Here is a 23,381-nt window from a genome sequence, read left to right as displayed (position 1 = left end):
ACCCCATCGAACAGCTCGGACATCGGGAAGTGGAGACTGATGACCAGCGACGACGCGATCCGACTGAGTTCCGTAAGCAGACGGTACGGCGCGGGCGACAGCACCGTGACCGCCCTCGACGACGTGTCCCTCTCCTTCCGCCGCGGCAGCTTCACCGCCGTCATGGGCCCCTCGGGTTCGGGCAAGTCGACACTGCTCCAGTGCGCCGCCGGACTGGACCGGCCCACGTCGGGATCGGTCGTCGTCGGCGGCACGGAGCTGACGGGGCTGAGCCGGCGGCGGCTGACCCTGCTGCGCCGGGAACGCGTCGGCTTCGTCTTCCAGGCGTTCAACCTGCTGCCGTCGCTGACCGCCGCGCAGAACGTGGCGCTCCCGCTGCGGCTGGCCGGGCGCCGCCCGCCGCGGGGCCGGGTGCGCGAGGCGCTGCGCGAGGTCGGTCTGGCCGACCGCGCCCGGCACCGGCCGACCGAGCTGTCCGGCGGCCAGCAGCAGCGCGTCGCCCTGGCCCGCGCGCTGATCACCCGCCCCGAGGTGCTGTTCGCCGACGAGCCGACGGGGGCGCTGGACTCGCGCGCCGGCCGCGAGGTCCTGACCCTGCTGCGCGCCATGGCCGACGGCGAGGGCCGGACGGTCGTCATGGTCACCCACGACCCGGTCGCCGCCTCCTACGCCGACCGGGTGCTCTTCCTCGTCGACGGCCGGGTCCACGACGAACTGACCGGCTCGGGGGCGGACGGCATCGCCGCCCGCATGACCCGCCTGGAGGCCGCGCCGTGCTGAACCCGCGCCGACGCCACCCGCCCGTCCGTGCCGACCGGAGGACCCCGTGCTGACCGTCGCCCTGTGCACGCTGCGCACCCGTTGGGCCGCCTTCACCGGGAGCTTCGTCGCGTTGGCGCTGGGGGTCGCGCTGCTGGCCGTGACGGGCCAGGCCCTGGCGGCCTCGCTGGACGCGCCCGACCGGGCGCCGGAACGGTTCGCCGCGGCGCCGGTGGTGGTCCGGGGGCAGGACACCCTGCGGGTGCCGACGCCCTCCGGTGACCGTACGGCGGAGCCGGCGCGGCCGCGTGCCGTGCCCGCCGCGGTCGTGGCCCGGCTGGAGCGGCTCGGCGGCGTCGTCGAGGACCGGTCCTTCCCGGTGCGCGTGAGGGGCGGTCGCGGGCCCGGCGGGCTGGTCGGCCACCCCTGGTCCACCGCCGCGTTCGCCCCGTACCGGATCGACGCCGGCCGTGCGCCCCGCGCCGCCGACGAGGTCGTCGTCACCGGCGGCTGGGCCGCGCCGGGCGAGCGGGTGCGCACGGACCGGGGCACCCTGCGGGTCGTGGGGACCGCACCCGGCCTCGGCTTCGAGGACGCCGTCTTCTTCACCGACGCACGGGCCGCCGAACTCGCCCCGCTCAGTGCGCAGGTGGTGGTGGACGCGGAGGCTTCCGCCGTACGGGACGCGGTGCGGGACGCCGTACGGGACTCGGTGCCGGGCAGCGCGGGAGTCCGGGTGCTCACCGGTGCCGAGCGGCGGTACGCGGACGCCGACCCGCACCGGGACGAGGAGGCGCTGACCGCGCTCAACGCGCTGTTCGGCACGGCCGGCGGCGTCTGCGCCTTCGTGTCGGTGTTCGTCGTGTCCTCCACCTTCGCCTTCGCGGTCGCCCAGCGCCGCCGGGAGTTCGGGCTGCTGCGCACCGCGGGCGCGACGCCGGGGCAGCTGCGGCGGACGGTGCTCGCCGAGGCCGCGGTGGTCGGCGTACTCGCCTCCGGCACGGGCTGCGTGCTGGGCGCGTACGGGGCGCCGCCGCTGACGCGCCGGGTCGTCGGCGCGGGTCTCGCCCCGGCCTGGTTCACCCTCGGCGACCACACCTGGCCGTATCACCTCGCCTTCTGGACCGGGCTCCTGGTCGCCCTGTGCGGGGCGGTCGCCGCCTCCTGGCGGGCGGGGCGCACCAGCCCCGTCGAAGCGCTGCGGGAGGCGGCGGCGGACACCGGGGCGACGACCCGGGGACGGCGGCTGTCCGGGCTGGCGCTGCTGCTGACCGCGCTGGTGACGCTCGCCCTCGCCCTCGCGGAGGACCCCGGCGACCTGCTGCACCGCAAGACCTACGTCACCCGGCCGATGCTGCTGATCACCGCGGCCGCGCTGCTCGCGCCGGTCGCGGTGCGCCCGCTGACGCGGCTGCTCACCCGGCTGCCGGCCCGCCTGCCGGGCGCCACGGGCCTGCTGGTCCGGGAGAACGCCGCGGCCGGTGTCCGCCGCACCGCGGCCCTCGCGGCGCCCGTGCTGGTCACGGTCGCGCTCACGGGCTCCCTGCTCGGCGCCGTCGCGACGCTGGACGCGGCGAAGGCCGCCGAGATCCGGGCACGGACCACCGCGGCCTTCGTGGTCGCGGCGCCGTCCGGCGCGGGCTTCGACCCGGCGACGCTGAACCGCCTGCGCGCGGTCCCCGGGGCACGGATCTCCCCGAGCGCGGCGGGCGATGTGTACGTCCTGGAGGACGGCGTGGCCCTCGTCCGATCCGAGGCGCGCGCCGTCGACGACCCCGGGGCCCTCGCGGCGACCGCCCGGCTCCCGGTGGTGGCGGGCCGGGTCGCCGACCTCGACGACCGCTCGATCGTCGTGAACGAGGAGTGGCAGGAGCACACGGTCGGCCGGAGCGTGCGGGTCTGGCTCGGGGACGGCACCGAGCGGGTGCTGCGCATCGCCGCCGTGATGGAGACCGGCACCGGTGACAACGGCGTCTACGTCACCGCGGCCAACGCGGCCGGCGCCCCCGTCGACCGGGTGGACGTCGCGCTCGCCGACGGCGCCGGCCCGGACGCGGTGGCCGCCGGGCTGCGGGCGGCGGTGGCGCCGTCCGGCGGGCGGGTGTCGAGCGGGCATGCGTGGGCCGAGGCGGCGTCCTCGGGCTCTGGGGGCTCTGGGGGCTCTGGGGGCGCGACGCGGGCCGGTCTCCTCCTGGTCCTCGGCATCGCGCTGCTCTACACCGGGATCTCGGTGGTCAACACCGTGCTGATGGCGGCGCCCGCCCGGGCCCGCGAGCAGGCGGTCCTGCGCCTCGCCGGGGCCACCGACGGGCAGGTGCTGCGCCTGGTGGCCGCCGAGTCCCTGACGGTGGTCGCGGTCGGCGCCCTGCTGGGCCTGGCCGTCGCCGGACTCGACCTGGCCGGGATGTGGGCGGCGCTCGCCCTTCTCTCGGTGCCCGCCCCTGCGGTACTGCCGTGGGCGGCCGCCGGCACGGCCGCGGGCGTCTGCGCGGTGCTCGCGACCACCGCGTCGCTCGTCCCGGCCGCGGTGGCGCTGCGACGGCGCGGCGGGCACCCCGGCGGGTGACACGGCGGAGCGGGCGGTGCGGGCGCAGCACGGCGGGAGCGGCGAGGGAAAGCGTGGAGAGACGAACACTCGGCGAACGCCGTCCGGCCATCTAGTTTCCCCCCGCGTTTCGGCATACGCGCCGAGGCCCGGGGACAGGAAAGGCAGTAATCGAACGGACGGTCGCTCCCGGCGTGGCGCGGGGAGTGTTGGGGGGGAATGCGTGGTCGGGGAATCACCGGGAGCGGTCCCGGACGGAGAGCGCCCCTGCCTCACCCTTCTCGGGCCGCTCCAGGTGCGCGGACCCGACGGCCCGCTCCACGTGACGCCGGGACGTCAGCAGGTCATCCTCGCCGCCCTGCTCCTGCGCGCCGGCCAGGTGGTCGGCACGGACCACCTGGTGGATCTCCTGTGGGGCGACACCCCGCCGAAAACGGCTCGCGCGCAGGTGCAGATCTGCGTCTCCCGGCTGCGCACACTCCTCGGCCGGGCGGCCCGCCCGGCGACCATCGCGACCCGGCCCTCCGGCTACGTCCTCACCACGGAGCCCGGCAACGTGGACGCCGCACTCTTCACCGCCCTCGTGGCCGAGGCCAGACGGCTCGGCCGGGAGGGCCGCCGGGAGGAGGCGGTGACCCGGCTGCGCACGGCCGCGGCGCTCTGGCAGGGCGACTGCCTCAGCGGCCTGGACAACCACCGGCTGGCCCACCGGACCCGTCACCTGGACGAGGAGCGGCTGGCGGCCACGGAACTCCGTGTCCAGCTGGAACTGGAACTCGACCGGCACGAAGACCTGGCCGGGGAACTGGAGGTGCTCGTCGGCGAGCACCCGCTGCGGGAGAGGCTGCGGGGGCAGCTGATGACCGCCCTGTACCGCTCCGGGAGACGGGCCGACGCCCTGCGGACCTACCGCCGGGGCCGGGACCTGCTGATCCGGGAACTGGGGCTGGAGCCCGGGGCCGAGCTCAGGGGACTGGAGGCCGCCGTCCTGGCCGACCGCCTCTCCCCCGGCGCCGCGCCCGGCATCCCCGCCGGGAGCGCCGCGCCACCCGCGCCGCGACCGCCGGACGCCGCCTCGGACCTGTCCGGACCCGGCCCCGTGGTCCCTCGTCAGCTTCCCGCCGACGTACCCGACTTCGTGGTCGGACCGGGTCGTCCGACCGAGCTGGAAGCCGTCCTGACGGGCGGCGACAGGACGGCGGGCGACGACAGGACGGTGAGCGACGACAGGACGGCGAGCCACGGGACGGGGAGGAACGGGGGGCCGGTCGTGATCACCGGCAGGCCGGGAACCGGCAAGTCGGCCACGGCCGTGCGCCTGGCCCACCGGCTGGCCGCGACGGCCTTCCCCGACGGCCAGCTCTACTGCGACCTGCGCGGCACCACCGCCTCCCCCGCGACTCCCACGGAGGTGCTCGGCCGGTTCCTGCGGGCGCTCGGCGTACCCGGCGAGCTGATTCCCGAGTCCCCGGACGAGCGCGCCGAGTCGTACCGCACGCGGGTCGCCTCCCGCCGCATCCTGGTCGTGCTGGACGACGCGGCGGACGAGGGGCAGGTCCTGCCGCTGCTGCCCGGCGGCGGCCCGTGCCGGGTCCTCGTCACGAGCCGGTCCGGGCTGACGGCACTGCCCGGCGCGCACCGGGTCGAAGTCGACCTCCTGGACGAGGAGGGCGCGCTGGAGCTGCTGGCCCGTGTGGTGGGCCGGTCACGGGTGGACCGGGAACGGCCGGCGGCCGAGGCGCTCGTCCGCACGGTGGGGCGGCTCCCCCTCGCGCTGCGCATCGTCGCCGCGCGGCTGGCGGCCCGCCCCCACTGGACGCTGGCCTCCATGGTCCACCGGCTGGCCGACGAACGGCGCCGCCTCGACGAGCTGGCCCACGGCGGACTCACCGTGCGGGGCAGCCTGTCGCCGACGTACGACGCACTGGAGGAGAAGGACCGGCGACTGCTGCGGCTGCTCAGCATGGCCCGGACCCCCACCCTGCCCGGCTGGCTGGCCGGGGCCCTCGCCGACGACCGCCGCCCGTGCCTCACCGACCTGTTCGACCCCCTGGTCGGCGCCGGTCTGCTGGACGTCGCCGGGGTGGACGGCGCGGGCGACTTCCAGTACCGGTTCCACGAGCTCACCCGCGTCTACGCCGGGGAGCTGCTCGCCGCCCAGGACGGCACGGGGTTGCGCGGCGCGGCCCTGGCCCGGATGGCCGGCGGATGGCTGCACCTGGCGCAGGAGGCACACCGCCGGGTGCACGGCGGCGACTTCGCGGTGCTGCATGGCGACGCCCCCCGCTGGTCCCCGCCGAAGCCGTACGTGGACCGGCTGCTGACCGACCCCGTGGCCTGGCTGGACGCGGAACGCGGCGCCCTGTGCCGGATGGTGGAGCACGCGGCGGACGAGGGGCTGCACGACCTGAGCTGGGACCTGGCGACCACCCTGGTCACCCTGTTCGAGGTGCGCGGCCACCACGACCTGTGGGAGCGCACCCACCTGCGGGCGCTGGAGGCCGTGACCCGGGCCGGAAACCTGCGCGGCACCGCGGCGGTGCGCGCCGGTCTCGGGTCGCTCCACCTGCGCCGGGGGCAGGCCGCCTCGGCCCGGAACCTCCTGGAGTCGGCGCTGGGCCTCTTCCTGGTCTGCGACGATCCCCGGGGCCGGGCCCTGTGCCGCCGGGACCTCGCGCTCCTCGCCCGGCGGGAGGGCGACCACGCCACCGCCGGGCAGCTGTACGCGCGGGCCATGGAGGACTTCGCGGCGTGCGACGACCCGGTGGGCCGGGCCGACGTGCTCACCCAGAGCACCCATGTCCTGCTGCACGAGGGCCGCGAGGACGCCGCACGGCGGCAGCTGGACGAGGCGTCCGGGATCTACGCGTCGCTCGGCCACACGATCGGCCGGGCCCGGACCCTGCGCCGGTCGGGCCAGCTGCTGCTGGAGCGGGGGGACGCGGAGCAGGCGCTGGCCGCCCTCACCGAGGCGCTGGAGATGTGCCGCGGTTCCGGCGACGTCGTCGGGGCCGGACACCTGCTGCACGACGTGGGCCGTGCCCTCACCGCCCTCGGCCGGACCCGTACGGCGCGGGAACACCACAAGCGGGAACACGACGAGCGGGATCACCACGAGCGGGAACCGGCGGCCCGGGGCGGATCACGCACCTGAGCGCCGACGCCGGCCCCGGGGAGGCCGGGGGCGGGGGGCGGGGCCCGGACGCGTCGCGGCGTCCGGGCCCATGTTCCGTTTGGACGGCCCGGGTCAGCCCAGCGGCAGCGGAGCCGGGGCGGCCGGGTCCGAACCCACGACCTGGTAGTTGTCGGCGTGCGTCAGCGAGAAGCGCTCCCAGCCGGCGACGCTGTCGCTGCGGGCCCGCAGCAGACCCTCGTCCTGCCCGGTGAAGTTGGCCTCCACCGTGACGTACTTGCCGGTGAGCTCCGACTTCAGCGCGTATCCCAGGCTCCCCTGGGGCACCAGGGTGAACATCTCCCAGCTGTAGGGGCTTTCGGTGCGGGCGCGGAGCATGCCCGTGTGGTCGCCGGTCATGTTCTTCTCGACGCTGACGTAGCGGCCGTTGGCCTCGGAACGCAGCGCCACGGTCGTACCGCCGTCACGGGTGTGCAGGGTGAACTGCTCCCAGCCGTACTTGGTGTCACTGCGCGCCCGCAGCTTGCCCGCCTGGTCGCCGGTGGCGTTCACCTCGGTCGACACGTACTTGCCGTTCACGTTCGACTTCAGGGCCCAGCGGGCGACGTGGGCGCCGATCCAGGACGTGATGTCGTCGAGCCGGGTGCCGACGGCGTCGGTGCTCGTCACGCTCTCGTCCGTGCCGAAGCAGCCGCCCTGCGCGGAGCGGCTGCTGACCGCGACCAGCTCGGCGCCCCGGCCGGTCTCGCGCAGGACCGGACCGCCGGCGTCACCGGCACAGACCGCGGCGCCGTCCTGGCCGGTGATGCCGACCTCGGCCGCACCGACCGTCCCCGTGGTGAAGTCGCCGCCGTGCGGGGCCAGGGGCGCCCAGGCGTCGGCGGTACGGCCGTAGCCGGTGACCCGGAGTTCCTCGCCCGCCACCGGGGCCGAGGAGGCCAGCGCGACCGGGGTGACGTTGGTGATCCGCGAGGAGAGCCTGGCCAGGACCAGGTCGCGGCCGGGGTGCGGAACGAGTTCGACGACGTCGCGGACCGCACCCGCGGTGCCGGTCAGATCGGCCCGGCCGACGGTGGCGGTGGTCGCCGACCGGGGCGCACCGGCCGGCACGTCCAGGCTCACGGCCGGGTCCTCGGCGAAGCAGCTGGCGGCGGTGAGCAGCCACTGCGACTCGACCAGGGTGCCCGAGCAGCCGCGGGTGCCGTCGCCGATGTCGAGGCGGGCGGTGAAGGCGTAGGCGGTCTCGCCGGCCGGCGGCGCGGACGGGTCGGGGATCTCGGTGACGGGGGTCCCGCTCACCGCACCCGCGGGGGTCGCGAGCGGACCGGCGGCCAGGACGGCGGCCAGCAGGCCGAGAAGAACAGGTCTGGTACGTCGCATGAGTCTTCCTCGGACGGGGACCGACGGGGCCGGCCCGGCGGGTGCGCTTGGGGAACCGGCGCCCCATGATCCGCCGGGAACCGTCCACCGGACGATCACGGCGCCAACTCCGCGCCTTCACGGCCGCCACCCGAGCGGCGGCCGGACCGGGCCGCACATGACGAAAGGGCCCGTACGACCGAAGTCGTACGGGCCCTTTCAGGCATCAGCCCATGTCAGGTCGGGTCGACCGACAAGCAAGCGGAGCTTACTTGTTGATCTTGGTGACCTGGCCGGCGCCCACGGTCCGGCCACCCTCGCGGATGGCGAACTTCAGGCCCTCTTCCATGGCGACGGGCTGGATGAGCTCCACCTTCATCTCGGTGTTGTCACCCGGCATGACCATCTCGGTGCCCTCGGGGAGGGTCACGACGCCGGTCACGTCCGTCGTACGGAAGTAGAACTGCGGACGGTAGTTGTTGAAGAAGGGAGTGTGACGGCCACCCTCGTCCTTCGACAGGATGTAGGCCTGGGCCTCGAACTCGGTGTGCGGGGTGACCGAGCCCGGCTTGATGATGACCTGGCCGCGCTCGACGTCCTCGCGCTTGATGCCGCGAAGCAGCAGACCGACGTTCTCACCGGCCTGGCCCTCGTCGAGGAGCTTGCGGAACATCTCGATGCCGGTGACCGTGGTGGTGGTCTTCTCGGTCTTGATGCCGATGATGTCGACGGTCTCGTTGACCTTGAGGACACCACGCTCGATGCGGCCGGTGACGACCGTACCGCGACCGGTGATGGTGAAGACGTCCTCGATCGGCATCAGGAACGGCTTGTCGACGTCGCGCTCGGGCTCCGGGATGGCCTCGTCCACGGCCTTCATGAGCTCGAGGACCGAGTTGCCCCACTCCTTGTCGCCCTCGAGGGCCTTCAGAGCGGAGACCTTGACGACGGGAACGTCGTCGCCCGGGAACTCGTACTCGGAGAGGAGCTCACGCACCTCGAGCTCGACGAGCTCCAGGATCTCCTCGTCGTCCACCATGTCGGCCTTGTTCAGGGCGACCACGATGTACGGAACGCCGACCTGGCGGGCCAGGAGCACGTGCTCCTTGGTCTGCGGCATCGGGCCGTCGGTGGCGGCGACCACGAGGATGGCGCCGTCCATCTGCGCGGCACCCGTGATCATGTTCTTGATGTAGTCGGCGTGACCGGGGCAGTCGACGTGGGCGTAGTGACGCGCCTCGGTCTGGTACTCGACGTGCGCGATCGAGATGGTGATACCGCGCTGGCGCTCCTCGGGAGCCTTGTCGATCTGGTCGAACGCCGACGCCTCGTTGATGTCCGGGTACGCGTCGTGCAGCACCTTGGTAATGGCGGCCGTGAGGGTCGTCTTACCGTGGTCGATGTGACCGATGGTGCCGATGTTGACGTGCGGCTTAGTCCGCTCGAACTTCGCCTTCGCCACTGGGGTCCTCCTGTGGAGTGGTTCTGTACGCCTTACTCATCGGCGCCAGGTGATCTTTGCTGGAAAGCCCGGGTGCCGGGGGCATTCCACCGGGTTCGCGGCGGAATGCCCCATGCAGGCTCCGGGGTCAAGCCTAAAGCGTGTTCACGGGGTCCGTTGAACGGAGTAGCCCGTTACTCGCCCTTGGCCTTCGCGATGATCTCCTCGGCGACGTTCCGGGGAACCTCGGCGTAGGAGTCGAACTGCATCGAGTAGCTTGCGCGACCCGACGTCTTGCTGCGGAGGTCTCCGACGTAGCCGAACATCTCCGACAGCGGCACGAGGCCCTTCACGACGCGGGCACCCATCCGCTCCTCCATGGCCTGGATCTGGCCACGGCGGGAGTTGATGTCACCGATGACGTCGCCCATGTAGTCCTCGGGCGTGGTGACCTCGACGGCCATCATCGGCTCGAGGAGCACGGGCGAAGCCTTGCGCGCGGCCTCCTTGAAGGCCTGCGAACCGGCGATCTTGAAGGCGAGCTCGGAGGAGTCGACCTCGTGGTAGCCACCGTCGATGAGCGTGACGCGGACGCCCGTCATCTCGTAGCCGGCCAGAATGCCGAACTGCATGGCCTCCTGGGCACCGGCGTCCACCGAAGGGATGTACTCCTTCGGGATGCGGCCACCGGTCACCTTGTTCACGAACTCGTACGAGGCGTCGCCGCCCTCGATCGGCTCGATCGCGATCTGCACCTTGGCGAACTGACCGGTACCACCGGTCTGCTTCTTGTGGGTGTAGTCCACGCGCTCGACGGCCTTGCGGATCGTCTCACGGTAGGCAACCTGGGGCTTGCCGACGTTGGCCTCGACCTTGAACTCACGGCGCATGCGGTCGACCAGCACCTCGAGGTGCAGCTCGCCCATACCACCGATGATGGTCTGGCCGGTCTCCTCGTTGGTGTGGACCTGGAAGGACGGGTCCTCCTCGGCCAGGCGCTGGATCGCGACGCCGAGCTTCTCCTGGTCGCCCTTCGACTTGGGCTCGATGGCGACCTGGATGACCGGCGCCGGGAAGTCCATGGACTCCAGGATGACCGGGTTCTTGTCGTCGGACAGCGTCTCACCGGTGGTGGTCTGCTTCAGGCCCATGACGGCGACGATGTCACCGGCGCCCACCGACTCGATCTCCTCACGCTTGTTGGCGTGCATACGGTAGATCTTGCCGATGCGCTCCTTGCGGCCCTTGACGGAGTTCAGCACCGCGGTGCCGGACACCAGGCGGCCGGAGTACACCCGGACGAAGGTGAGCTTGCCGAGGTGCGGGTCGCTCATGATCTTGAAGGCGAGCGCGGCGAGCGGCTCCTCCTCCGACGGCTTGCGCTTGACGACGACCTCGGGGTCCTTGACGTCGTGGCCCTCGATGGCCTCGACGTCGAGCGGGGTCGGCAGGTAGCGCACGACCGCGTCGAGCAGGGGCTGGACGCCCTTGTTCTTGAACGCGGTGCCGCAGAACACCGGGGTGACCGTGGTGTCGCTGGACTTGCCGGAGGCGATGGTGATGCGACGGATCGCGGCGTACAGCTGCTCCTCGGTGGGCTCCTGGCCCTCCAGGAACAGCTCCATGACCTCTTCGTCGTTCTCCGCGACGGCCTCGACCAGCTTGCCGCGCCACTCCTCGGCGGCCTCGGTGTGCGTGGCCGGGATGTCGACGGTGTCGTACATCTCGCCCTTGGCCGCGTCGGCGGACCACACGAGCGCCTTCATGCGGACCAGGTCCACGACGCCCTTGAAGTCGGCCTCGGCACCGATCGGGAGCTGCATGACCAGCGGCTGGGCACCCAGACGGTCCGAGATCATCTCCACGCAGCGGTGGAACTCGGCGCCGGTACGGTCCAGCTTGTTGACGAAGCAGATACGCGGCACGCCGTAACGGTCGGCCTGACGCCACACCGTCTCGGACTGCGGCTCGACACCGGCGACACCGTCGAACACGGTCACGGCACCGTCGAGCACGCGCAGGGAACGCTCCACCTCGACGGTGAAGTCGACGTGCCCCGGGGTGTCGATGATGTTGATCGTGTAGTCGTTGTCCTCGAGCGGCCAGTGACAGGTGGTCGCAGCAGACGTGATCGTGATGCCACGCTCCTGCTCCTGCTCCATCCAGTCCATCGTGGCGGCGCCGTCGTGGACCTCACCGATCTTGTACGAAACGCCGGTGTAGAACAGGATCCGCTCGGTGGTGGTCGTCTTGCCCGCGTCGATGTGGGCCATGATCCCGATGTTGCGGACCTTGGCCAGGTCAAGTGAAGTGGTAGCCATAAGGCTTCAGTCTTCTCTCGGTCTCGATGTGGGTAGCGACTACCAGCGGTAGTGCGCGAAGGCCTTGTTGGACTCGGCCATCTTGTGCGTGTCCTCGCGCTTCTTCACAGCGGCACCCAGGCCGTTGGAGGCGTCGAGGAGCTCGTTGAGCAGACGCTCGGTCATGGTCTTCTCGCGACGGGCGCGGGAGTAACCGACCAGCCAGCGCAGGGCGAGCGTGTTCGCACGGCCCGGCTTGACCTCGATCGGGACCTGGTAGGTCGCGCCACCGACACGGCGGGACTTGACCTCGAGGGTCGGCTTGATGTTCTCGAGAGCGCGCTTGAGCGTGATGACCGGGTCGTTGCCGGTCTTCTCGCGCAGACCCTCCATGGCGCCGTAGACGATGCGCTCGGCGGTGGAGCGCTTGCCGTTCAGCAGCACCTTGTTGATCAGGGAGGTCACCAGAGGAGAACCGTAGACCGGGTCGATGATGACCGGGCGCTTCGGGGCGGGGCCCTTACGAGGCATTCTTACTTCTCCTTCTTGGCGCCGTAGCGGCTGCGGGCCTGCTTGCGGTTCTTCACACCCTGGGTGTCAAGCGAACCGCGGATGATCTTGTAGCGAACACCCGGCAGGTCCTTCACACGGCCGCCGCGCACGAGCACGATGGAGTGCTCCTGCAGGTTGTGCCCCTCACCCGGAATGTAAGCGGTGACCTCGATCCCACTGGTCAGACGCACACGCGCGACCTTACGCAGGGCCGAGTTCGGCTTCTTCGGGGTGGTCGTGAACACACGCGTGCAGACGCCGCGACGCTGGGGCGAACCCTCGAGTGCGGGCGTCTTGTTCTTCTCGACCTTGTCCTGCCGGCCCTTCCGGACCAGCTGCTGGATCGTAGGCACTACTTCTCCGGTTTCTGTGTGCCGAATGGTGAAGCTAACCTGGAACGTCACCGACCCACGCGGTCGGGTGTGTCGAAGCCGCGAACTCCGGCCGCGAGGCGGAAGGAGACGCGAAATGCGGTGGCCACACACGGCCCCGGTGCGGCTGTAGACACGCACGAGGGCCAGGGCACACCCCAGGCACAAGGTCTGAGCGTACCTAGCGCATTCGCTGCGGTCAAAACAAATGGGCGACACCGGCATCGCCGCCCGGTTCATTCCACTTTGTCCTGTTCGGCGAGCGTGTCGGCGGAGCCGGGCGCGGGGCCGGGCGCGGGTACCGTCGCCGCCGTGTCGTGGCGGACGAAATACGTCGGCCGGTTCTGCACCGCCGTGTATATGCGCCCGACATACTCACCGAGCAGGCCGACACAGACCAGCTGTACGGCGCCGATGAAGACGATGCCGGTGAACAGCGAGGTCCAGCCGGGCACCGTGCGGCCCAGGGCGAACGCGGTCAGCGTGTAGACCAGCAGTCCCAGGCAGACCACGAAGGCGCCGGCGCCCAGCCAGGTGGCGATGCGCAGCGGGGCCGCGGAGAAGCCGGTGACGCTGTCCACCGCCAGGCGGATCATCCGGCCCAGCGGGTACTTCGTGCGGCCCGCGGTACGCGGCGCGCGCTCGTACGTCACCTGCCCGCTCGGGAAGCCCAGCCAGGGCACCAGCAGCCGGTACACCCGCTGCTGGTCGGGCAGGGCCTTGAGGGCCTCCACGGCGGCCCGGCTGAGCAGCCGGAAGTCGCCCGCCTGGGCGGGGACCGACGGGCCCGCCAGACGCCGCATCAGCCGGTAGTACACCCCCGCCGACCACCGCTTGAACCCGGAGTCGCTGCTGCGGTCGGCGCGCACGCCGTAGACGATGTCGAGGCCCTCCGCGCGGGCCAGCGCCAGCATGTCGCGGATCTTCTCCGGCGGGTCCTGGAGGTCGGCGTCCAGGCTGACCACGTAGGCGCCGCGGGCCCGGTCGAGCCCTGCCGTGAGGGCCGCCTGGTGGCCGGAGTTGCGCCGCAGCGCGACCACGCGCAGTTCCGGCCAGCCCAGCCGGAAGGCGTCCAGCAGCTCCGCCGTGCGGTCGCCGCTGCCGTCGTCGACGGCGACGACCTCGTGCGGGACGCCCAGCTCGGTGAGGACCGGGCGGAGCCTGGTGACCAGCGCGGGCAGGACGTCTTCCTCGTTGAACATCGGAATGACGACCGACAGCACGACCGGTCCGTGCTGTTCCGCGTCCCGTCCCTCGGGCACCGCGCCTCCCTCCTCATGACCTTGAGTACAGATGTGCGACTCTTGTGCGATCTTATGGCAGCAATTGACGGTTGAGGGTGGCCCGAGGGGGATGACAGCCATGGACACGGCTGCCGACGACACGGTGACCGACGGGCCGGACGGTACCGGCGAACGGCCGGCCGGCGGCGAGGGGGCGGCACGCTCCTGGCGGAGCCGACTCCCCGGCCTCCCGCCCGGCGCCCGGCCCTACCTCGCCCCGCTGGCGCTCTACGGCGTCACGAAACTCGTCGGCCTCGGGGTCTTCGCCACCCTCCTCACCCACGCCGGGGACTTCCGGGGCAAGAACCCCCGCTTCGGCGGCGGCGCCCACTGGTGGGACGTGCTGGCCACCTGGGACGGCTGGTGGTACCTCCAGGTCGCCGAGCACGGCTACAGCCCCGCCCTGGTCCGGCTGGACTCGGACGGCCTGTTCACGGTCCAGCAGAACTCGGTCGCGTTCTTCCCGCTCTACCCGGCGCTCATCCGCATGGTCTCGGAGTCCACCGGCCTCGGCCTGTACGGCTCCGGGATCCTGGTCTCCGTCGTCTCCTCGTTCATCGCGGCGGCGGGGATCTACGCGGTGATCTCGCTGCTCGCGGGAGCGCGGGCGGGCACCGTCGCGGCCGGTCTGTGGGCGGTGGCGCCGGGCGCGGGCGTCGAGTGGGCGGTGTACTCCGAGTCCCTGTTCGTCGCCATCGCCGCCTGGACCTGCTACGCCGTGATGAAGGGCCGCTGGGTGGCCGCGGGCCTGCTGGCCTTCACCGCCGGCCTGAACCGCCCCACGTCCGCCGTCCTCATAGGCGCCGTGGGGCTCGCCGCGCTGGTGACGCTGGCCCGCCCCGCGTCCCGGCGCGAGCACGGCGTACGCGGCCCGGTGTACGCGATGCTCGTCGCGCCGCTCGGCCTGCTCTCCTACATCGCCTGGGTCGGCTGGAGCACCGGTGAGGCCACGGCCTACTTCACCCTCCAGCGCGAGGGCTGGGCGCACTTCTTCGACTACGGCGCCTACACCTGGGACGTGCTGCGCAACCTCGCGGTGGGCCGCGGCGACTACCCCTTCGCCTTCTCCACCCCGGACCTGCTCTCCCTCCAGCTGGTCCTGGCGCTGCCCTTCCTCATCGCCCTGATGGTGCGCAAGAGGCCCCCGCTGGTCCTGGTCGCGTACACCCTGGCGACCATCGTCACGGTCCTGGGCACCCAGCAGATGTTCGGCAACACCATGCGCTACCTGCTCCCCGCCTTCCCCCTCCTCCTGGCCCCGGCCGCGGCCCTGAGCCGCCTGAAGCTGCCGAGCCTGATCGTCTTCTTCACCACGGCCTCGATCGCCTCCGGCTGGTACGCCCACTACGTCATCTTCGAACTGGGCGTGCCGTAGGAGAGCCGCGGGGCGGTCAGACCAGCGCCGCCCCGCCGACACAGCCGAGCACCGCGCCCGTCAGGCTCAGCGCGAGAAGTACGTTGCGGGCGCCCTCCTGCGCGGGCCCCGACGCCGGCACCGGACCACCGCGGTCCAGCCGCACCCCCCACAGCAGCAGCGCGGCACCCCACCTGCCGAACAGCCAACGCCCGTACAGCGCGCCGAGCAGACCGCCGAGCAGCACTCCTACGACCGCCATGACGATCCGGCTCCGGGAGTCGTCGGCGAAGAACACTGCGGACCACAGGAAGCGGACGCCGAGGACCGCGCCCAGCACGAAGGGCACGGCGGCGGCCGGCATGGGTCCTCGGACGCCCTCCCGCCACAGGTGGACGAGCAGCGCCAGCACGGCGAGCGCCGCCACCCACGGCCCCGCCAGCCCGTACCCGGTGCCCTCCGGACACGGCACGCCGATCCGCGGACCGCAGTTCGAGGCCCGACCGGCGAAGTCCCACAGGAACGCGGCGAAGCTGCTCGCCCCGCCCCAGACCAGCAGGTTGAGGACGAGGACCGCGATTCCGGCGGCCGGCAGATTGTTCGGCACTTCTCTTTTGTCAGGCACATTCCCCCCCAGGTGCTTCGCACTCTAGCCCCAGGGCGGCGGCACGCCGAAGGGCGGCCACCCGCTCGGGGTGACCGCCCTTCGGTCGTATCAAGCTGCCCGCTTACTGGTTGTACGGACCGTAGTCGTAGTCCTCCAGCGGAACGGCCTGGCCGGAGCCCGTGCCGAACGGCGAGTAGTCGATGTCGTCGTAGCCGACGGCCGAGTACATCGCGGCCTTGGCCTCCTCGGTCGGCTCGACCCGGATGTTGCGGTAGCGGGACAGGCCCGTACCGGCCGGGATGAGCTTACCGATGATGACGTTCTCCTTGAGGCCGATGAGGCTGTCGGACTTGGCGTTGATCGCCGCGTCCGTCAGGACTCGGGTCGTCTCCTGGAAGGAGGCGGCCGACAGCCAGGATTCCGTCGCCAGCGAGGCCTTGGTGATACCCATCAGCTGCGGACGACCGGAGGCCGGGTGACCGCCCTCCTGGACCACACGACGGTTCTCGGTCTCGAACTTGGTCCGCTCGACCAGCTCGCCGGGCAGCAGCTCGGCGTCGCCGGACTCGATGATCGTCACGCGGCGCAGCATCTGCCGGATGATGATCTCGATGTGCTTGTCGTGGATCGACACGCCCTGCGAGTTGTAGACCTTCTGGACCTCGCCGACCAGGTGGACCTGGACGGCACGCTGACCCAGGATGCGCAGCACGTCGTGCGGGTTGGTGGCACCCACGGTGAGCTTCTGGCCCACCTCGACGTGGTCGCCCTCGCCCACCAGCAGACGGGCACGCTTCGAGATCGGGAACGCCGTCTCGTCGCTGCCGTCGTCGGGGGTGACGACGATCTTCTTGGTCTTCTCGGTCTCCTCGATCCGGACGCGGCCGGAGGCCTCGGAGATCGGGGCGACACCCTTCGGGGTACGGGCCTCGAAGAGCTCGACGACACGCGGCAGACCCTGCGTGATGTCGTCACCGGCCACACCACCGGTGTGGAAGGTACGCATCGTCAGCTGGGTGCCGGGCTCACCGATGGACTGGGCGGCGATGATGCCGACCGCCTCACCGATGTCGACCAGCTTGCCGGTGGCCAGCGAGCGGCCGTAGCACATGGCGCAGGTGCCGACCTGCGACTCACAGGTCAGGATCGAGCGGGTCTTGACCTCCTCGACGCCGTGGGCGACCAGGGCGTCGATCAGGACGTCACCGAGGTCGACGTTGGCCGGCGCGATCACCTTGCCGTCGATGACGACGTCCTCGGCGAGCATGCGGGCGTACACGCTGGTCTCGACGTCCTCGGCCTTGCGCAGCGTGCCGTCCGCGTCGCGCGTGGCGATCGGCAGCTTGAGACCGCGCTCGGTGCCGCAGTCCTCCTCGCGAATGATGACGTCCTGGGAGACGTCGACCAGACGACGCGTGAGGTAACCCGAGTCGGCGGTACGCAGAGCGGTGTCCGCCAGACCCTTACGGGCACCGTGCGTGGAGATGAAGTACTCCAGCACGGACAGGCCCTCACGGAAGGAGGCCTTGATGGGACGCGGGATCGTCTCGTTCTTCGCGTTCGACACCAGACCACGCATACCGGCGATCTGACGCATCTGCATCATGTTGCCTCGTGCGCCCGAGTTCACCATCATGAAGATCGGGTTGGTCTTCGGGAAGTTGTCGTTCATCGCCTCGGCGACCTCGTTGGTCGCCTTGGTCCAGATCGCGATGAGCTCCTGCGTGCGCTCGTCCTTGGTGATCAGACCGCGCTCGTACTGCTTCTGGACCTTCTCGTCCTGTGCCTCGTAGCCCTTGACGATCTCCTTCTTCGCCTCGGGAACGACGACGTCGGAGATGGCCACGGTGACGCCGGAACGGGTCGCCCAGAAGAAGCCGGCCGCCTTCAGGTTGTCGAGCGTCGCCGCCACGATGACCTTCGGGTAGCGCTCGGCGAGGTCGTTGACGATCTCGGAGAGCTGCTTCTTGCCGACCTCGTAGTCGACGAACGGGTAGTCCTCGGGCAGCAGCTCGTTGAAGAGCGCGCGGCCCAGCGTGGTCTTCAGGGTGAAGGTGTCACCCTGCTGCCACTCCGGCTCACCCTCCTCGCGGGCCGGGGGCTCCCAGCCGCGGGGCGGGATGGTGCCCACCGGGAAGCGGATGTCGACCTTCGACTGGAGCGACAGGTCGCCCGCGTCGAACGCCATGATCGCCTCGGCGGAGGACCCGAAGGAGCGGCCCTCGCCCTTGAGGTCGCGGCCCTCGCCGTCGGTGGTGAGGAAGAACAGACCGAGGACCATGTCCTGGGTCGGCATCGTCACGGGACGGCCGTCGGCCGGCTTGAGGATGTTGTTCGAGGACAGCATCAGGATGCGGGCCTCGGCCTGCGCCTCCGCGGACAGCGGCAGGTGCACGGCCATCTGGTCACCGTCGAAGTCCGCGTTGAACGCGGTGCAGACGAGCGGGTGGATCTGGATGGCCTTGCCCTCGACCAGCTGCGGCTCGAAGGCCTGGATGCCGAGGCGGTGCAGGGTGGGCGCACGGTTCAGCAGAACCGGGTGCTCCGCGATGACCTCTTCCAGCACGTCGTACACGACCGTGCGGCCGCGCTCGACCATGCGCTTGGCGCTCTTGATGTTCTGCGCGTGGTTCAGGTCGACCAGGCGCTTCATCACGAACGGCTTGAAGAGCTCCAGCGCCATGGCCTTGGGCAGACCGCACTGGTGCAGCTTCAGCTGCGGACCGACGACGATGACGGAACGCGCCGAGTAGTCGACTCGCTTGCCGAGCAGGTTCTGACGGAAGCGGCCCTGCTTGCCCTTGAGCATGTCGGACAGCGACTTCAGCGGACGGTTGCCGGGGCCCGTCACCGGGCGGCCACGACGGCCGTTGTCGAAGAGCGCGTCGACGGCCTCCTGGAGCATGCGCTTCTCGTTGTTCACGATGATCTCGGGCGCGCCGAGGTCGAGAAGCCGCTTCAGGCGGTTGTTGCGGTTGATCACGCGGCGGTACAGGTCGTTCAGGTCGGAGGTCGCGAAGCGGCCACCGTCCAGCTGCACCATCGGACGCAGGTCCGGCGGGATGACCGGCACGCAGTCCAGCACCATGCCCTTGGGGCTGTTGCTGGTCTGCAGGAACGCGGAGACGACCTTGAGGCGCTTGAGCGCACGGGTCTTCTTCTGGCCCTTGCCGGTGCGGATGATCTCGCGGAGGCGCTCGGCCTCCTCGTCGAGGTCGAAGGACTCCAGGCGCTTCTGGAGCGCGGCGGCGCCCATCGAGCCGTCGAAGTAGGTGCCGAAGCGGTCGCGCAGCTCGCGGTAGAGCAGCTCGTCGCCCTCCAGGTCCTGGACCTTGAGGTTCTTGAACCGGTTCCACACCTCGTCGAGGCGGTCGATCTCGCGCTGCGCACGGTCGCGCAGCTGCTTCATCTCACGCTCGGCACCCTCGCGCACCTTGCGGCGCACGTCGGCCTTGGCGCCCTCGGCCTCCAGCTCGGCCAGGTCGGTCTCGAGCTTCTTGGCGCGGGCCTCCAGGTCGGAGTCGCGGCGCTGCTCGATCTGCTGGCGCTCGACGGAGACGTGGGCCTCCAGCGAGGGCAGGTCGCGGGTGCGGCGCTCCTCGTCCACGAAGGTGATCATGTACGCGGCGAAGTAGATGACCTTCTCGAGGTCCTTCGGCGCCAGGTCCAGCAGGTAGCCCAGGCGCGACGGGACGCCCTTGAAGTACCAGATGTGGGTGACGGGAGCGGCCAGCTCGATGTGGCCCATCCGCTCACGGCGCACCTTGGCGCGAGTGACCTCGACGCCGCAGCGCTCACAGATGATGCCCTTGAAGCGGACGCGCTTGTACTTGCCGCAGTAGCACTCCCAGTCCCGGGTCGGACCGAAGATCTTCTCGCAGAAGAGTCCGTCCTTCTCGGGCTTGAGGGTGCGGTAGTTGATGGTCTCGGGCTTCTTGACCTCGCCGTGGCTCCACTGACGGATGTCGTCAGCGGTGGCCAGACCGATCCGGAGCTCGTCGAAGAAGTTGACGTCGAGCACTATGCGTCAATCCCTCTCAGGGTTGTAAGTCTGTGGTCTGAAACGGGGGTCGCGGGATCGGCGGGGCCTGTGGATGACAGGCCCCGCCTGACTCCCGTCAGACCTCTTCGACGCTGCTCGGCTCGCGCCGCGACAGGTCGATGCCGAGCTCCTCCGCTGCGCGGAAGACGTCCTCGTCGGTGTCACGCATCTCGATGGACATGCCGTCCGAGGACAGCACCTCCACGTTGAGGCACAGGGACTGCATCTCCTTGATGAGCACCTTGAAGGACTCGGGGATGCCGGGCTCAGGGATGTTCTCGCCCTTGACGATGGCCTCGTAGACCTTCACGCGGCCGGTCACGTCGTCGGACTTGATGGTCAGCAGCTCCTGGAGGGCGTACGCGGCGCCGTAAGCCTCCAGCGCCCACACCTCCATCTCACCGAAGCGCTGGCCACCGAACTGGGCCTTACCACCCAGCGGCTGCTGGGTGATCATCGAGTACGGGCCGGTCGACCGGGCGTGCAGCTTGTCGTCGACCAGGTGGTGGAGCTTGAGGATGTACATGTAGCCGACCGAGATCGGCTCCGGGAACGGCTCACCGCTGCGGCCGTCGAACAGCCGCGCCTTGCCGGACGGGAGCACCATGCGCTCGCCGTCGCGGTTCGGGATGGTGTGCTGGAGCAGGCCGGCCAGCTCGTCCTCGCGCGCACCGTCGAAGACCGGGGTGGCGACGTTGGTGCCGGGCTCGACCTTGTCGGCGCCGATCACCTGGAGGCGCTGCGCCCACTCCTCCGCGAGGCCGGAGACGTCCCAGCCGCGGCTGGCGAGCCAGCCGAGGTGGATCTCCAGGACCTGCCCCGGGTTCATTCGGGACGGGACACCCAGCGGGTTCAGGATGATGTCGACGGGCGTGCCGTCCTCCAGGAACGGCATGTCCTCGATCGGGTTGATCTTGGAGATGACGCCCTTGTTGCCGTGCCGGCCGGCGAGCTTGTCACCGTCCGTGATCTTGCGCTTCTGCGCCACGTAGACACGAACCAGCTGGTTCACGCCCGGCGGCAGCTCGTCGCCCTCTTCACGGTCGAAGACGCGGACGCCGATGACCTTGCCGATCTCGCCGTGCGGGACCTTCAGCGAGGTGTCGCGGACCTCACGGGCCTTCTCACCGAAGATCGCGCGGAGCAGGCGCTCCTCCGGCGTCAGCTCGGTCTCGCCCTTCGGCGTGACCTTGCCGACCAGGATGTCGCCGGCGACGACCTCGGCACCGATGCGGATGATGCCGCGCTCGTCGAGGTCGGCGAGGACCTCCTCGGAGACGTTCGGGATGTCCCGGGTGATCTCCTCGGGGCCGAGCTTGGTGTCACGGGCGTCGACCTCGTGCTCCTCGATGTGGATCGAGGAGAGGACGTCGTCCTGCACGAGGCGCTGCGACAGGATGATCGCGTCCTCGTAGTTGTGACCCTCCCACGGCATGAACGCGACCAGCAGGTTCTTGCCGAGCGCCATCTCGCCGTTCTCGGTGGCCGGACCGTCGGCCAGGACCTGGCCCTCGATGACCCGGTCGCCCTCGGCGACGATGACCTTCTGGTTGACCGAGGTGCCCTGGTTGGACCGGGAGAACTTGGCCAGGCGGTACGTGATGTACGTGCCGTCGTCGTTGGTCGTGGTGATGTAGTCCGCGGAGACCTCCTGGACCACACCCGCCTTCTCGGCCTTGACCACGTCACCGGCGTCGGCGGCGGAGCGGTACTCCATGCCGGTGCCGACGAGCGGGGACTCGCTCTTGATGAGCGGCACGGCCTGACGCATCATGTTCGCGCCCATGAGGGCACGGTTGGCGTCGTCGTGCTCGAGGAACGGGATCATCGCGGTCGCGACCGACACCATCTGGCGCGGCGAGACGTCCATGTAGTCGACGTCGTCACCGGGGACGTAGTCGACCTCGCCGCCACGACGGCGGACCAGGACGCGGGCCTCGGAGAAGCGCATGTCGTCGTTGAGCGTGGCGTTGGCCTGCGCGATGACGAAGCGGTCCTCCTCGTCGGCGGTCAGGTAGTCCACGTCGTCCGTGACCTGGCCCTCGACGACCTTGCGGTAAGGCGTCTCGATGAAACCGAACGGGTTGATGCGGCCGTACGAGGCGAGCGAGCCGATCAGACCGATGTTCGGGCCTTCGGGCGTCTCGATCGGGCACATGCGGCCGTAGTGCGACGGGTGGACGTCGCGGACCTCGAAGCCGGCCCGCTCACGGGAGAGACCACCCGGGCCGAGGGCGTTCAGACGACGCTTGTGCGTCAGCCCCGACAGCGGGTTGTTCTGGTCCATGAACTGGGACAGCTGGCTGGTGCCGAAGAACTCCTTGATGGAGGCGACGACCGGCCGGATGTTGATCAGGGTCTGCGGCGTGATCGCCTCGACGTCCTGGGTGGTCATGCGCTCGCGCACGACGCGCTCCATACGGGCGAGACCCGTACGGACCTGGTTCTGGATCAGCTCGCCGACGTTGCGGATGCGGCGGTTGCCGAAGTGGTCGATGTCGTCGGTCTCGACGACGATCTCCCGGCCCGACTCGCCGACCGTCTCGGTCTCACCGGCGTGCAGCTTCACCAGGTACTTGATGGTGGCGATGACGTCGTCGGTGGTGAGCACGCCGGCGTCCAGCGGCTCCTCCGCGCCGAGCTTCTTGTTCACCTTGTAGCGGCCGACCTTGGCGAGGTCGTAGCGCTTCGGGTTGAAGTAGAGGTTCTCGAGCAGCGTCTGCGCGGCCTCACGCGTGGGGGGCTCGCCCGGACGCAGCTTGCGGTAGATGTCGAGCAGCGCGTCGTCCTGGCCCTGGGTGTGGTCCTTCTCCAGGGTGGCGCGCATGGACTCGTACTCGCCGAACTCCTCGAGGATCTGCTCGGTGGTCCAGCCGAGGGCCTTGAGGAGGACGGTCACGGACTGCTTGCGCTTGCGGTCGATGCGCACACCGACCATGTCGCGCTTGTCGATCTCCATCTCCAGCCAGGCACCCCGGGACGGGATGATCTTGGCGGAGAAGATGTCCTTGTCGGACGTCTTGTCGATGGAGGAGTCGAAGTAGACACCCGGCGAACGGACCAGCTGCGACACGACGACACGCTCGGTGCCGTTGATGACGAAGGTGCCCTTGTTGGTCATGAGCGGGAAGTCGCCCATGAAGACCGTCTGGGACTTGATCTCGCCGGTCTCGTTGTTGGTGAACTCGGCGGTGACGAAGAGCGGGGCCGCGTACGTGAAGTCGCGGTCCTTGCACTCGTCGATGCTGTTCTTGGGGGGCTCGAAGCGGTGGTCGCGGAACGTCAGCGACATCGACCCGGAGAAGTCCTCGATCGGCGAGATCTCCTCGAAGATCTCTTCCAGGCCGGACTTGGTGGGGACGTCCTGACCGGACTCCAGAGCCGACTCGACGCGAGCCTTCCAGGCGTCGTTGCCGAGGAGCCAGTCGAAGCTCTCGGTTTGCAGCGCGAGAAGGTTCGGAACCTCGAGGGGCTCCTTGATCTTTGCAAAGGAGATGCGCAGCGGGGCGGTGCTGGCAGCGTTGTTCGTATTCGCGGTCGAGGCATTGCGCGAGGCGGCCAAGAGGGGGTCCTTCCGAGGGCTCGGACTCACTACGCGCGTACCGGCCCCTCTTCCGTGCACGGAGACAGGGGGT

General features: G+C 70.5%; 13 protein-coding genes. 4 read left to right on the top strand and 9 right to left on the bottom strand.

The window, feature by feature from the left end; translation table 11 throughout:
- Positions 1 to 39 precede the first annotated feature (39 nt).
- From ACFYZ3_RS06285 to ACFYZ3_RS06275, 3 genes are all read left to right on the top strand, one after another.
- On the top strand, positions 40 to 780 hold the full coding sequence (locus tag ACFYZ3_RS06285; RefSeq protein ID WP_388514320.1) for an ABC transporter ATP-binding protein: 741 nt from the start codon (positions 40 to 42) through the stop codon (positions 778 to 780).
- Positions 781 to 826: 46 nt separating this feature from the next.
- A complete protein-coding gene (locus ACFYZ3_RS06280; protein WP_388514318.1) occupies positions 827 to 3,325 on the top strand; it encodes an ABC transporter permease in 2,499 nt (832 codons plus the stop codon).
- Between the two features lie 202 nt (positions 3,326 to 3,527).
- Positions 3,528 to 6,458, top strand: coding sequence for a BTAD domain-containing putative transcriptional regulator (locus ACFYZ3_RS06275; protein ID WP_388514317.1), 2,931 nt, complete (start codon positions 3,528 to 3,530; stop codon positions 6,456 to 6,458).
- A gap of 93 nt (positions 6,459 to 6,551) precedes the next feature.
- Here the strand turns inward: ACFYZ3_RS06275 and ACFYZ3_RS06270 are convergent, their stop codons facing one another.
- The 6 genes from ACFYZ3_RS06270 to ACFYZ3_RS06245 all read right to left on the bottom strand — a co-directional run bounded on the left by ACFYZ3_RS06270 (position 6,552) and on the right by ACFYZ3_RS06245 (position 13,722).
- The gene (locus ACFYZ3_RS06270) at positions 6,552 to 7,817 is read right to left on the bottom strand and encodes a trypsin-like serine protease (RefSeq protein ID WP_388514315.1); all 1,266 of its coding nucleotides are present in this window, start codon (positions 7,815 to 7,817) and stop codon (positions 6,552 to 6,554) included.
- A 247-nt stretch (positions 7,818 to 8,064) separates the two neighbouring features.
- Positions 8,065 to 9,258 (bottom strand): elongation factor Tu, encoded by a 1,194-nt coding sequence (tuf, locus tag ACFYZ3_RS06265; protein ID WP_011029795.1) that lies wholly within the window; start codon positions 9,256 to 9,258, stop codon positions 8,065 to 8,067.
- A gap of 173 nt (positions 9,259 to 9,431) precedes the next feature.
- The gene (fusA, locus tag ACFYZ3_RS06260) at positions 9,432 to 11,558 is read right to left on the bottom strand and encodes an elongation factor G (protein ID WP_388514313.1); all 2,127 of its coding nucleotides are present in this window, start codon (positions 11,556 to 11,558) and stop codon (positions 9,432 to 9,434) included.
- A 39-nt stretch (positions 11,559 to 11,597) separates the two neighbouring features.
- Positions 11,598 to 12,068, bottom strand: a complete 471-nt coding sequence (rpsG, locus tag ACFYZ3_RS06255) for a 30S ribosomal protein S7 (RefSeq protein ID WP_003974303.1) — start codon at positions 12,066 to 12,068, stop codon at positions 11,598 to 11,600.
- Positions 12,069 to 12,070: 2 nt separating this feature from the next.
- A complete protein-coding gene (gene rpsL, locus ACFYZ3_RS06250; protein WP_003948652.1) occupies positions 12,071 to 12,442 on the bottom strand; it encodes a 30S ribosomal protein S12 in 372 nt (123 codons plus the stop codon).
- 254 nt (positions 12,443 to 12,696) lie between these two features.
- Positions 12,697 to 13,722: a glycosyltransferase family 2 protein gene (locus tag ACFYZ3_RS06245; protein ID WP_388514312.1), complete on the bottom strand. Its 1,026-nt coding sequence runs from the start codon at positions 13,720 to 13,722 to the stop codon at positions 12,697 to 12,699.
- Positions 13,723 to 13,813: 91 nt separating this feature from the next.
- Here ACFYZ3_RS06245 and ACFYZ3_RS06240 point away from each other — a divergent pair, with 91 nt between their 5' ends.
- A complete protein-coding gene (locus ACFYZ3_RS06240) occupies positions 13,814 to 15,118 on the top strand; it encodes a hypothetical protein (protein WP_388514311.1) in 1,305 nt (434 codons plus the stop codon).
- A 16-nt stretch (positions 15,119 to 15,134) separates the two neighbouring features.
- On the opposite strand, the gene ACFYZ3_RS06235 is transcribed toward ACFYZ3_RS06240, so the two are convergent.
- The 3 genes from ACFYZ3_RS06235 to rpoB form a co-directional block, all read right to left on the bottom strand.
- Positions 15,135 to 15,704, bottom strand: a complete 570-nt coding sequence (locus ACFYZ3_RS06235) for a hypothetical protein (protein WP_388514310.1) — start codon at positions 15,702 to 15,704, stop codon at positions 15,135 to 15,137.
- 121 nt (positions 15,705 to 15,825) lie between these two features.
- Positions 15,826 to 19,725, bottom strand: coding sequence for a DNA-directed RNA polymerase subunit beta' (locus ACFYZ3_RS06230; RefSeq protein ID WP_361010142.1), 3,900 nt, complete (start codon positions 19,723 to 19,725; stop codon positions 15,826 to 15,828).
- Between the two features lie 97 nt (positions 19,726 to 19,822).
- Positions 19,823 to 23,308 (bottom strand): DNA-directed RNA polymerase subunit beta, encoded by a 3,486-nt coding sequence (rpoB, locus tag ACFYZ3_RS06225; RefSeq protein ID WP_361010139.1) that lies wholly within the window; start codon positions 23,306 to 23,308, stop codon positions 19,823 to 19,825.
- Positions 23,309 to 23,381 lie beyond the last annotated feature (73 nt).

It is taken from the genome of Streptomyces sp. NPDC001599, from assembly GCF_042893535.1.
In the GTDB taxonomy this organism is placed as follows: Bacteria; Actinomycetota; Actinomycetes; order Streptomycetales; family Streptomycetaceae; genus Streptomyces.
The sequence above is the reverse complement of the archived record's forward strand: the minus strand, read 5'-3'. Positions and strand labels throughout refer to the sequence as shown.

Excerpts from the sequence above, each read along its gene's own strand:
- fusA (WP_388514313.1), bottom strand. The coding sequence starts at position 11,558 with ATGGCTACCACTTCACTTGACCTGGCCAAGGTCCGCAACATCGGGATC.
- ACFYZ3_RS06285 (WP_388514320.1), top strand. The coding sequence starts at position 40 with ATGACCAGCGACGACGCGATCCGACTGAGTTCCGTAAGCAGACGGTAC.
- ACFYZ3_RS06270 (WP_388514315.1), bottom strand. The coding sequence starts at position 7,817 with ATGCGACGTACCAGACCTGTTCTTCTCGGCCTGCTGGCCGCCGTCCTG.
- ACFYZ3_RS06240 (WP_388514311.1), top strand. The coding sequence starts at position 13,814 with ATGACAGCCATGGACACGGCTGCCGACGACACGGTGACCGACGGGCCG.
- rpsG (WP_003974303.1), bottom strand. The coding sequence starts at position 12,068 with ATGCCTCGTAAGGGCCCCGCCCCGAAGCGCCCGGTCATCATCGACCCG.